The sequence below is a fragment of the Corallococcus sp. CA041A genome (genome assembly GCF_003612075.1).
Lineage (GTDB): Bacteria > Myxococcota > Myxococcia > Myxococcales > Myxococcaceae > Corallococcus > Corallococcus exiguus.
The window spans coordinates 1-7,196 of sequence record NZ_RAWF01000376.1; the positions used below are offsets into that span (position 1 = coordinate 1).

A 7,196-nucleotide genomic window follows, 5' to 3' on the forward strand; every position below is an offset into this window, starting at 1 on the left:
GAGGGTGGGCCTGGATGGCGAGGGGGAGTGGAGTGGAGGCCCATCCACCGGCGGCTTCTTGAAAGCGGCTTCAGGGCGCGTCGAGCGCGGTGAGCCGTTCCCCGATGGGGGGATGGCTCATGCCCTTGAGCACGACCCAGCGGGGCGGCTCGGGGTCCATCTTGTTCACCCGGGCGGCCTTCACCAGCATGCGGCGGAAGGCGCCGGAGTCGCCGGTGAGGTTCAGGCCGTAACGGTCCGCCTCGCGCTCGCGCTCGCGGGAGAGCGCCCCGGCCACGGGGGCCGCGAGCGTGATGAGGAGGAACACCACCAGCGAGATCAGCGGCAGGGTGCGGATGTCGCCCGAGCGCTGGATGCCCCACCAGCCCCGGCGGGCGGACAGGCGCAGCAACTGGTCGATGAGGAAGAGCAGGGCCAGCACCGCGAGCGACGAGAAGATGCGGCCGGGCCAGCGGGGCTCGTTCACGTGGCCCGCCTCGTGCGCCACCGCGGCCAGGACTTCGTCCTCCGCGAGCTCACCCAGGATGACGTCGTTGAGGACGATGGTGCGCGTGGGGCCCTGGCCGGCGAAGTACGCCTGGATGCGCTTGGACTGCACGGACGTCTTCTCCACCACCACGTCGGAGAAGGTGATGTCCGCCTTGCGCATGAGTTCGGTGATGCGCGAGCGCAGCGGCCCTTCCTGCAAGGGCGTCTGGTCGTAGTAGAGGCGGGCGCGGTACGGGTCCAGGGCGGCGGCCACCAGCATCAGCAGGGCCACCGGCACGCCCAGCACCAGCCACCACCTGCGCACGCGGCGGGCGAGGCCATACAGGCCGATCACGAGCGCCGTCAGCGCGATGGCGCCCACGAGGGTGCCCTTGAACCACATCCACGCGAAGGTCGCGGGCGTGTCGTTGGACAGGCCGTGCCGGTGCTCCAGCACGTAGAAGAAGTACACGTTCGCGGGGGCGTAGAGCAGCTGGGTGGCCAGGTCGATGAAGAGCGCGAAGAGGAGCGCGGCCCCCCAACCGGGTTCACCCCACAGCCGGTCCATGGCGCTGAAGAAGGCGCGGCTCACCGGGGCCTTGCGCAGCGTGGCGCCAAACCTGCGCTCCAGTGACGCCGCCGCGGCCGTTGCCCCCCGGTACACGGGCCGCACGAGCACGGCCAGGATGAGCGCGGACAGGGCCAGCCGCACCAGCGGGTCCACCGCCGCCCGGATGTAATAGGGCTGGTGGTAGGCGTGGATGTCGGCGAGCTGCTCCGGGGTGAAGAGCGGTTCCATGGCCGGCGGGGGGCGCTAGCGGTGCTTCGCGCCCGCGTTGGAGGCGGGCATGGGCACGGAGACCCCTTCCGACTCCGTGTCGGCGTCCGCGTCCGCGAGCAGGAGCGTCTTCACCTTCTCCAGGCTCTGGCGGGTGCGGTCCACGAAGGCGTTCTGCGAACCGATGCGCTCGGCGGCCTCCAGCGTGCGCTCGTAGATGTTGATGGACTTGGTGAGCAGCACGCGGATCTTCTTGCGCAGCTCCTGGCGGTAGACCTCCGCCTCCTCGGCGTTGAGCTCCGGGGGCGTGGGCGAGTTCACCATGTGCTCGTGGAGGTTCTCGTACAGGGCGCCAATCTGCGCGCCCGCGGCGGTGGCCCAGTAGCCGTTGCCCACGCGGATGGCGCGCAGGTAGTGGCCCTGCGCGGACAACAGCAGCTCCGCCTTGTAGTTGAGGTCCTGCGCCAGCCCGTCGCTGCCCCGGCTGGCCTCCAGCTTCACGGCCTCGTAGTGCAGCCGGTAGATTTCGCCGACGAAGAAGTGCGCCTGCGCGGGGAAGTAGTCCTCCACCTCCGCCTTGTCCGGCAGGGCGTCATACGCGGCCAGCGCCTTGCGCAGCGTCCCCTCCGCGTCGTCGGTGCGGCCGGCCTCCACCTGGCAGATGCCCTGCTGCACCTGGGCCTCGATGCGGCGTCCCGCGGGCAGGTCCGCGCGCGCGGCCAGCGTCGTCAGCAGCTTCACCGCCTCCTCGTAGCGCTCCAGGTGGTAGAGCGACTCCGCCACGCGGAAGGACGCGTCCAGCGCGTCGCCCTGGCCCTTCTCCGGCTCCGCCAGTTCGGCGAAGCGCCCGTAGGCGTCGTCCCATTCCTTGAGGCGCTGGTGCGCGAGGCCCGCGTTGTAGAGGGCCTGCCGGCGGTGCTGGCTGTTGGGGTGGAAGTCCGCGAGCCGGCCGAAGTAGCGCGCCGCCTGCTTGAAGTCGTTGGCGGCGAAGGCGGAGGTGCCGCCCGCGAAGAGCTCCTCGTCGTTGAGCTTGTCCAGCTCCAGGTCCGCCGTCACCGTGACGGGGTCGAACTCCACGACCTGCTTGTTCGCCGTGGCGTCCGGCTTCGTCCCCGTGCCCGTGGTGCGGCAGCCCGTGAGCGTCAGGCCCAGGCCCAACACGCCCACCCACAGCCACCGCCGGGCGACTCCGGCTGACTCCATCCGCTTCCTGCCGTGCATGCAGCTCGCTCCCATCCGGACGCCCACGTCACCCGGTGCGGCCCCGGACATCGACACCCAGGAGACCCGCCAGGTTCCCGGGGTGCTCTTCCGCGGTGCTTCCGGAGCCCGCCAGTCTAATGCGGGCAGGCCTCCGGTGCTCAGTCGCCCGTCCGCCCGGCATGAACGCCCCCGCGCGCCGGAAATGCCCGGGGTCTCCGAGCCTCCGGCGAGCCTCCGGCGCGTCACGCGGGGTGGGGGAGGGCGCTCAGGCGAGGACGTCGTCGCCCAGGAGGTAGCGGCCGGTGCCCCACAGCGCGGTGAGGTCGTGCACGTCCAGCCCGAAGCGCGGCACCTGGATGAGGGGCGTGCCCGGACAGGCCGCGCGCAATTGCGCCAGGCCCTCCAGGTCCTGCTGCGCCAGCACCTGGGTTTCGCGCAGCGTCTCCTCCACCTTCGCGCGGCGGGTGGGCGTCAGCGTGGCCGCGTCCGCCCACTGCGCCTGGGTGGGCAGCGGGTGCACGCGGTTCACCACGATGGCCGTCATCTCCATGCGGTTCTGCTTGAGCAGCTTGTGGAAGTGGATGGCCTCGTCCAGCCGCTCCGGATTGGGGCTCGTCACCAGCACGAAGCCCGTCGTCTTGTCCTCCAGCAGCTCACGCACGCCGCGGGCGCGCTCGCGGAAGCCCTCGTTCATGGAGGAGAGCGTCAGCATGAAGGAGGACAGCTCCTGGAGCATCTCCGTGCCGGTGAAGCGCGACAGCGCGCGCGTCACGTAGCTGCCGCCCAGGTTGAAGAGGGACAGGCCCACCTTGCCCGCCTTCAGCGCGGGCGTGAGCAGCCACTTGGCCGCTTCGTTGTCCAGGAAGTCCAGCACCCGGTTGGGCGCGTCCAGGAAGTCCAGCGCGTGCGCGGTGGGCGGCGTGTCCAGCACCACCAGCTCGTAGTCCGTGCTGCGGCGCAGGTCCCAGACCTTCTCCATGGCGATGTATTCCTGGCTGCCCGCCAGGGCCGTGGAGAGGGACTGGTAGAAGCGGTTGGCGAAGATGCGCTCGCGCTGCTCCGGCGGGGCCACGCGGGTGATGAGGTCGTCCCAGGTGGCCTTCATGTCCAGCATCATCGCGTGCAGGGCCGCCTTGGGCTTCACACCCAGGGGCTCCAGCACGGACGCGGGGACTTCCGCCTCCGTGTTGCCCAGGCCGGACAGGCCCAGGGAGTTGGCCAGGCGCTTCGCCGGGTCGATGGTGCACACGATGCTGGGCCGGCCATCCACCGCCGCGCGCAGCGCGAGCGTCGCCGCCACCGTCGTCTTGCCCACGCCGCCAGAGCCCACGCAGATGAGCACGCGCTTGTTCGCGAGCGCCGTTTGCAGCGCCGTCATGCTCCCGTGCCTCCCGTCACCATCGCGTTCAGGTGCCCCATCACCGTCTCCACCGCGTCCCGTCCGAAGCGCGGCACGAACAACCTGGGCACCGTGTACACCGGCGCGTGGAGGTTGCGCTCCAGCTTCGTGCCCGCGAGCACCGCCTGCGACGCGCGGTCATGGTGCGCCTGGGCCACGCGCATCAGCTCCGGGTGGCCCGCGAGCGCCTCCAGGTCCGCCTCCGTGAAGCGCTGGGGGAAGGCCTGGTTGAGCACCGCCGCGTGCGTGCGGATGTGCACCTTGTCTCGCAGCGCACCGTGCAGCTCCAACGCCTCGTTCACCGGCATCTCCTCCGGCAGCGCCACCAGCACCGCGGCGGTGACGGACGGGTCCACCAGCAGGTCGCGCATCTTCAGCGCCTCGCGCGTCATGGGCCCCGGCGGCACCGTCTGCAGGAGCACCTGCGGCACGCTCAGGAAGGAGATGGCGTGGCCGGTGGCGGGCGCGTCCAGCACCAGCGTGTCGTACTTCCAGCGGCCGTCCGGCAGCTTCTCCTGGAGGTGGAAGAGGATCTTCCCCAACAGCACCAGCTCCTGGAGCGACGGGATGAAGCGCAGGAAGTAGCGCACCAGCCGGTTCTCGAAGACCGTCTTGTAGAGGGTCTCGAAGCGCAGGACCATCAGGCCGTACTCGCGCATGGCCTCCTGGGGGCGCACGTCCACCGCCCAGAGGTTCTCCTCCAGGAGCTTCACCTCCGGGCCGGCTTCGGGCAGCTCCAGGATGCGGCTGACGCGCTCCTGGGTGTTCACTTCGCACACCAGGGTGCGCCGGCCGGCGCGCACCGAGGCCAGGGCCAGGGCGGCGGCGACGGTCGTCTTCCCCACGCCCCCCTTGCCAGAGACGATCCACAGGCGTTTGTCGAGCAGTCCGGCCATAGAGGGCGCGCGAACCGTAGGGATGGGCTCCCGGAGAGTCAACGAGAGTCCACGAGCGGAAATCCCCAATGTTGCCCTGCTTGACACGTCGCGTTGGCCCCTCCCAGAGTGCGGCGTCCTCTTCCTGACGTCCCGCCTGTCCCGACGGCCGAGAGGCCGTGTCCGGGGTGGGCCGGACCTGAACGGTTCCAAGAACATGCTCAAGAACAACCCGGTGATGAAGAAGCTCGTGGAGACGGGCGAGGAGCGCGTGGGCAAGCTCGCGCAGCAGCTGCTCTCCAACGAGAAGTTCGTGGGGGCGGTGCAGACGCTGGTGTCCCGCTCGCTCGCGGCGAAGGGGACGCTGGACGCGGCGCTGCGCACGGCGCTGTCCGCCATGAACCTGCCGTCCACGGCGGACCTGGAGCAGCTGCGCTCGAAGGTGGACGACCTGGAGAAGCTGCTCGCGTCCGTCGAGGGCAAGCTGGACACGCTGGTGTCGAACACGTCCTCGAAGAAGAAGGGGTAGGGCGCGGCAAGCCCTCACGGCCATGCGGCGCATCGCGTTCATCAACGAGAAGGGCGGCACCTGCAAGACGACGCTCGCGGTGAACACCGCCGCGTGGCTCGCGCTGGAGCAGCGCCGCCGCGTGCTGCTGGTGGACCTGGACACGCAGGGCCACGCGGGCAAGTCACTGGGCCTGGACGTGCGCACGCTGCCGCGCAACGTCTTCCACCTGCTCACCGACGCGCAGGTGCCCCTGGCCTCCGTGGTGTGCCCCACGGGCGTGAGCGGGCTGGACGTGGTGCCCGCGTACAAGGAGATGGCGGACTTCCCGGTGGTCGTGGCGCAGGACCCGCGCCGCGCGCACCGGCTGGCGGACCGCATGCGTGAAGCGGAAGCCGCGGGCTACGACATGGTGCTGTTCGACGCGCCTCCGTCCATGGGGCTCACCACGCGCAACATCCTGGTGGCGTCCACGGAGGTGGTGGTGCCGGTGGCGCTGACGTACCTGGCGCTGGACGGGTGCGCGGAGCTGGCGGAGACGGTGCGCCAGGTGGGCGAGGCGGAAGGACGCAAGGACCTCCGCGTCACCCGGGTGGTGCCCACGCTGTACCGCAAGACGGCGCTGGCCACGGCCATCCTGGAGCGGCTGCGGACGTACTTCCCCGAAGCGCTCGCCGCCACGCCGCTGGGCTACAGCGTCAAGGTGGACGAGGCGCAGAGCCACGGGAAGACCATCTGGGAGTACGCACCCCAGAGCCCGGGGGCGCGGATGCTCGCGGCCATCGCGGCGGAGATTGACGGCGGGGCCCCTCCGGCGAAGCGGAAGCGGACCCGGCCGAAGGTGGCCTGAAGCGCCGGCGCCCGCTTCCTCACGGGCGCCACGGCGTTCAGGCTTGGGGTGCTTCAGGACGCGCTGGTGTCCTTCTTGTCGCCCTTCTCCACGGCGTCGAGCTTCTTCTCCAGCTCCTCCAGCCGCTGCGCGAGCGCCTGCATGTCGCGGCCCAGGGCGGGGAGGTTGCCGGTGAGGTTCTCCACGACCTGCTTCACGCGCTCGTCGATGCGGCGCTGGAAGTCCTCGAAGGCGCGCTGGCTGGCCTTGAGCAGCTCCGCCGGGTTGAGGCTCGCGGCGCTGCCCTCGGCCTGCGGCGCGGGCGTGGCGGCGGGGGCCTCCGGAGGGGCCTCCTGCAGGCTGCCGTCCTCGCGGCGCAGCAGCTTGTCCAGCCGCTGCTCGGCCTCTTCGCGGATGGAGGCCACGCGCGGCGAGACCTCCTTCTGGATGAACCCGGAGATGGACTCGCCGGGGTGGCGGATGATCTCCCGCAGCACCGACAGCGGCATCTGGTTCTTCTTCTTCTCCTCTTCGAAGATGATCTGCGCCAGGGTCACGGAGGTCAGGTCTTCCTTCGTGCGGTTGTCGACAATCCGCACCTCGGTGCCCTCCTTGATCATCGCGGCGATCTCATCGAGCGTGACGTACCGGCTCTCCACGGTGTCGTAGAGCTTCCGGTTCGTGTAGCGCTTGATGATCTTCGGCTCCTTGGTGTTGCTGGGAGCGTTTGCTTGCTCGGCCTCGCTCATGTCTGTCGTCTCCGACCCCGGCTGCGCCTTGGCATTTACTGGTTTACTTCTTGATTTCCAAAGGGGCGAACCTCGTATCAAAGGGGTTGGAAGCGAGCAAGTTACCCGGGCCCGACTCGCGGTGGTTGCCGGGTGGGCCTATGCTCCAAGTCCCCCCGACCCGACCCCATGATCGTCCAGTGCGAACAGTGCCAGACGCGGTTCAAGATCCCCGACGAGAAGGTGACGGAAAAGGGGGTCAAGGTCCGCTGCACCAAATGTCAGAACACCTTTCGGGTCGCGCGTGAGCCCGCGCCGGCCCCGAGCGCCCCCCCGCCCGCTGGCCCTCCGGCCGAGCAGCCGGACCCGTTCCAGGCGTTCGGAGACGCCCCGGAGCCCACCGGGGAG

The 7,196-nt window shown here is 70.1% G+C and carries 8 protein-coding genes; 3 read left to right on the top strand and 5 right to left on the bottom strand.

All coding sequences use genetic code 11. The features are described from left to right. Positions 1 to 70: 70 nt before the first annotated feature. The 4 genes from D7V77_RS38955 to D7V77_RS38970 form a co-directional block, all read right to left on the bottom strand. Positions 71 to 1,267, bottom strand: coding sequence for a M48 family metalloprotease (locus D7V77_RS38955; RefSeq protein ID WP_120581276.1), 1,197 nt, complete (start codon positions 1,265 to 1,267; stop codon positions 71 to 73). A 15-nt stretch (positions 1,268 to 1,282) separates the two neighbouring features. Then, the gene (locus D7V77_RS38960; RefSeq protein WP_120581277.1) at positions 1,283 to 2,467 is read right to left on the bottom strand and encodes a tetratricopeptide repeat protein; all 1,185 of its coding nucleotides are present in this window, start codon (positions 2,465 to 2,467) and stop codon (positions 1,283 to 1,285) included. 247 nt (positions 2,468 to 2,714) lie between these two features. Next, complete coding sequence (locus D7V77_RS38965; RefSeq protein WP_120581278.1) at positions 2,715 to 3,827, bottom strand: ArsA-related P-loop ATPase; 1,113 nt, start codon at positions 3,825 to 3,827, stop codon at positions 2,715 to 2,717. After that, on the bottom strand, positions 3,824 to 4,744 hold the full coding sequence (locus D7V77_RS38970) for an ArsA family ATPase (protein ID WP_120581279.1): 921 nt from the start codon (positions 4,742 to 4,744) through the stop codon (positions 3,824 to 3,826). The genes D7V77_RS38965 and D7V77_RS38970 overlap by 4 nt, the downstream gene beginning before the upstream one ends. A 196-nt stretch (positions 4,745 to 4,940) precedes the next feature. On the opposite strand from D7V77_RS38970, the gene D7V77_RS38975 reads away from it, so the two are divergent. Both D7V77_RS38975 and D7V77_RS38980 read left to right on the top strand, forming a co-directional pair. Further along, complete coding sequence (locus D7V77_RS38975; RefSeq protein WP_120581280.1) at positions 4,941 to 5,252, top strand: hypothetical protein; 312 nt, start codon at positions 4,941 to 4,943, stop codon at positions 5,250 to 5,252. Between the two features lie 22 nt (positions 5,253 to 5,274). Further along, positions 5,275 to 6,081, top strand: coding sequence for a ParA family protein (locus D7V77_RS38980; RefSeq protein ID WP_120581281.1), 807 nt, complete (start codon positions 5,275 to 5,277; stop codon positions 6,079 to 6,081). A gap of 53 nt (positions 6,082 to 6,134) precedes the next feature. Here the strand turns inward: D7V77_RS38980 and D7V77_RS38985 are convergent, their stop codons facing one another. Further along, positions 6,135 to 6,809 (bottom strand): polyhydroxyalkanoate synthesis regulator DNA-binding domain-containing protein, encoded by a 675-nt coding sequence (locus D7V77_RS38985; protein ID WP_120581282.1) that lies wholly within the window; start codon positions 6,807 to 6,809, stop codon positions 6,135 to 6,137. Positions 6,810 to 6,977: 168 nt separating this feature from the next. Here D7V77_RS38985 and D7V77_RS38990 point away from each other — a divergent pair. Next, positions 6,978 to 7,196, top strand: a 219-nt coding sequence (locus D7V77_RS38990; protein ID WP_199733978.1) for a zinc-ribbon domain-containing protein, incomplete at its 3' end; no start/stop codon positions are given.

Bases quoted from the DNA above. Each gene is read 5' to 3' on its own strand.
- D7V77_RS38955 (WP_120581276.1), bottom strand. From the start codon at position 1,267: ATGGAACCGCTCTTCACCCCGGAGCAGCTCGCCGACATCCACGCCTAC.
- D7V77_RS38960 (WP_120581277.1), bottom strand. From the start codon at position 2,467: ATGCACGGCAGGAAGCGGATGGAGTCAGCCGGAGTCGCCCGGCGGTGG.
- D7V77_RS38965 (WP_120581278.1), bottom strand. From the start codon at position 3,827: ATGACGGCGCTGCAAACGGCGCTCGCGAACAAGCGCGTGCTCATCTGC.
- D7V77_RS38970 (WP_120581279.1), bottom strand. From the start codon at position 4,744: ATGGCCGGACTGCTCGACAAACGCCTGTGGATCGTCTCTGGCAAGGGG.
- D7V77_RS38975 (WP_120581280.1), top strand. From the start codon at position 4,941: ATGCTCAAGAACAACCCGGTGATGAAGAAGCTCGTGGAGACGGGCGAG.
- D7V77_RS38980 (WP_120581281.1), top strand. From the start codon at position 5,275: ATGCGGCGCATCGCGTTCATCAACGAGAAGGGCGGCACCTGCAAGACG.
- D7V77_RS38985 (WP_120581282.1), bottom strand. From the start codon at position 6,809: ATGAGCGAGGCCGAGCAAGCAAACGCTCCCAGCAACACCAAGGAGCCG.